General features: G+C 73.6%; 3 protein-coding genes and 1 pseudogene. 1 reads left to right on the top strand and 3 read right to left on the bottom strand.

The window, feature by feature from the left end:
- Positions 1–198: 198 nt before the first annotated feature.
- On the bottom strand, positions 199–921 hold the full coding sequence (locus tag AC2W7J_RS16875; RefSeq protein ID WP_485983829.1) for a hypothetical protein: 723 nt from the start codon (positions 919–921) through the stop codon (positions 199–201).
- A 425-nt stretch (positions 922–1,346) separates the two neighbouring features.
- On the opposite strand from AC2W7J_RS16875, the gene AC2W7J_RS16870 reads away from it, so the two are divergent.
- Positions 1,347–2,003 carry an MOSC domain-containing protein gene (locus AC2W7J_RS16870; RefSeq protein WP_255184056.1) on the top strand — a complete coding sequence of 219 codons (657 nt, stop codon included), beginning with the start codon at positions 1,347–1,349 and terminating at the stop codon, positions 2,001–2,003.
- Positions 2,004–2,209: 206 nt separating this feature from the next.
- Here the strand turns inward: AC2W7J_RS16870 and AC2W7J_RS16865 are convergent.
- Both AC2W7J_RS16865 and AC2W7J_RS16860 read right to left on the bottom strand, forming a co-directional pair.
- Positions 2,210–2,560, bottom strand: a pseudogene (locus tag AC2W7J_RS16865) (ribonuclease H family protein); the annotation flags it as partial.
- Positions 2,561–2,621: 61 nt separating this feature from the next.
- The coding region (locus AC2W7J_RS16860; protein ID WP_485983827.1) for a methyltransferase domain-containing protein at positions 2,622–3,266 on the bottom strand (645 nt) is incomplete at its 5' end.

The following is a 3,266-nucleotide window of genomic DNA, read 5'->3' as shown; positions in this document are numbered from 1 at the left end:
GGAGGCCCCGGCGGGTCCCCCTTCGCGCTGGTCCTCGCCCGAGCGGCTGGTCCGCCCGGCGGTGCACCCTCGCGAGGCGGCTGGGCGGCCTCCGCCCTCCCCCGCTGACCTGACACCCGATTCACCCGGGCCGCTGCTGCCCAGGGGCCGCGCATTCGAAGAAGGAACGCCCGCTCGAGCGGGCGTTCCTTCTTCGATTCAGGCACTCCTGCGCGACCGCTCCCTGAGCATCCGGTAGGCCTCGACCACCTGGTCGAGGAACTCCTCGCGGACGACGCGCAGCCCGATCAGACTCATCCGCAGGACGAGGTGGTCATCCATGACCAGCGAGTTCTGCCGCAGATGGTCGTGCGCCACCTCCAGGCCCTCGGTGTGGGCCGCGCCGTCGATCTTGAGCGCCAACCCCACGTCGTCCCAGCACACGTCGAGGTACCTGGTGCGGCCCCCGACCGCACGCACGGACTGCCGGCTGGGCATCGGCAGACCCCGAGCGCGCAGCCACGGCCCGATGTCGAGCTCCCCCAGGGAGTGGGCGCCGTCGGCGATGTCGGCGACGAGGTCGCCGATGACCGCGCACCGGCGCCTGCCCCGGTAGAGCTCCGCGGCGGCTACGAGGTGGCCACCCGTGATGATGCGCTGCTGCACGGGCATCACGAGGAAGAGAGCCGCCTGCCGGTCCGAGGCAGCCCAGCTCGCAGCGCGAACGGCCGCCAGGGCCGGTGGCGTCCGAGGGACACCGGCGCTCACCCCTTCGCCCTCGACCCGTCGGGACACCTTGTGCTGGACGACACCCGCGATCTGCCGCGTCTGGCACAGGTGGTGCAACGAGACGTGGACGGCCTCATCGGTCAGTCCCCGCACCCCGGCCAGCTGCAAGCTGGTGACCCCGTCGACGAGGGCGTCTCCTCCGCTCTCGTACACGGCCGACCACGCTCGCGCCGTCGTGGAGAGCTCGCCCGTGTGCACGGCCACCGATTGCGCCCGTGCAGGCGCCACCGCCCGGCGGACACCTCACGCGCCACGCGGTTGCGGTCGATCCCGAGCTCTCGCAGCTGCGCACGCGAGAGCAGCCCGTCGCTGGCGAGGGCAGCATCGCAGGCGGCCGCCCGCAGCGCGGCCGCGGTCTCCGTCCGGCTCGCTGGCTTGTCTCCCACAGCCGCCACGATGGCGCCCCGGCACGCACCGAGTCCTCCACGGGGACCAACCTGTGGATGTCGCCCAGCCCTCGATCCGGGCTGTGGATCCCCCCTTCGAAGAAGGAACGCTCGCTCGAGCGAGCGTTCCTTCTTCGACCCGGAGGCGAGGTCGGGCCGGGACGGCGACCGCCCGAGACGTAGGCTCCACGGGTGCCCCTCCCCCGCGTCCTGAGCGTCAACGTCGGCCGACCCATGCTCCAGCGCGTGCCGAAGGGGAGGCCCACCGGCATCGGCAAGCAGCCCGTCGACGTCATCACCGTCGCCGACCCCGGGCCCAAGCGCGTCGAGGACGGCGCAGGAGTCTCCGGCGTCGAGGGCGACCACATCGGCGACGGACGCCACCACGGCGGGAGCGACCAGGCGGTCTACGCCTTCGCCCGCGAGGAGCTCGATGCCTGGGCGGCAGCCCTGGGACGAGAGCTGCCCGACGGCATGTTCGGGGAGAACCTCACGACGAGCGGCCTCGACGTCGACGCGAGCGAGATCGGCGACGTGTGGCACGTCGGGAGCGCCGTGCTCGAGGTGCGCGGGCCCCGCGTGCCGTGCGCGACCTTCGCCGAGCGGATGGGCGAGCGGGGCTGGGTCAAGCGCTTCGCCGCGCACGGCCGCAGCGGCGCCTACCTTCAGGTCGTGCAATCCGGCGAGATCCGACCGGGCGACCAGATCACCGTGACCCCGTCGGGCTCGGGCCTCGACGTGCCGACCCTGCTGCGCGCCTTCCTCGGTGACCGGGACGCCACCCGGCTCGCCATCGACTCCGGCACCCTCGCCGAGCACCGCCGCGAGGAGCTGCTCGGCCGGCTCTGACCCCGGACCCTCAGAAGAGCGACAGCGGCTCGTCCGGCGCCTCGGTGGTGGTGGGCTCGGCCGAGGGAGCCGGCGTCGCAGGACCCGACCCGGCGCCGGGGATGCCGGGGCCGGGGCTCGGGGCCAGCCCCCTTCGACCAGGCAGCGGCGGCGCTCGTGGCCAGCCGGTCGGCGTGCTCGTTGAGCTCGTGGCCGGCGTGCCCCTTGACCCACTCGAAGCTCACCCGCCGGCCCTGCATCGCCGCGTCGAGCGCCTGCATGATCTCGACGTTGAGGACCGGCTTGCCGTCCTTCTTGCGCCAGCCCTTGCGCTTCCAGCCGGGCATCCACTGGGTGATCGAGTTGATGACGTACTTGCTGTCGCAGATGACGTGCAGCTCCTCGTCGAGGTGCGCCGTCTGCTGGAGCAGGTCGAGGACGGCGGTCAGCTCGCCCATGTTGTTGGTGCCGTGCGGCCAGCCTCCGCGCGCCCATCGGTCCTCGTCGATGTACCAGCCCCAGCCGGCCGGGCCGGGGTTGCCGAGGGCGGAGCCGTCAACGGCGGCGGTGATCGTCATGCAGGCACTCCAGGAGGACGAAGGGGGGTCACGGGCGGCCCCGAGTATCGCACCGGGGTCGTCACCCGGCGGCAGGCACCCGGGCGAGCACCTCACCGTGCACGACGACGAACCAGCCGTCGGGCGAGTGCGTCCACGCCCGCCACCCCTCGACGACGTCGGCGATGCCCCCTTCGTCGGACAGACCCTGCCGGATCACCTCGTCGTGGAAGCCCGACTCGACGGCCCGCCGCTGCCACTGCCCGCCCCACCACTCGCGCGCCTCGTCGTCGGCGTAGCACCATACCGAGGCCGTCGCGGTGACGTCGGTGAGGCCGGCGGCGTGCGCCCACCCGAGCAGGTGGCGGCCGGCGTCGGGCTCGGCCCCGGTCCCCCGCGCTGCCGCCCGGTAGAGCTCGAGCCAGCGGGTGAGCCCCGGGTGCGCCGGCGTCCAGGTCATCGCCTCGTAGTCCGCGTCGCGCGCGGCCACGAGACCACCCGGTCGGGTCACCCGCGCCATCTCGCGCAGCAGCCCCACGGGGTCGGCGACGTGCTGGAGCACCTGGTGGGCGTGGACGACGTCGAAGGAGTCGTCCGCCCAGGGCAAGGCCATCGCGTCCGTCACCTCGAAGGTCGTGAGCTCGTCCCCGGCCTCGCGAGCCGCGGCCCGGGCGGCCTCGACCACCTCGGCCGACGCGTCGACGCCGACGACCTCGCCCGGCGCCAC

It is taken from the genome of Janibacter sp. CFPM2_SD2, from assembly GCF_057364645.1.
Note: the sequence above shows the minus strand (reverse complement) of the source record. Positions and strands in the feature narration are given on the sequence as shown.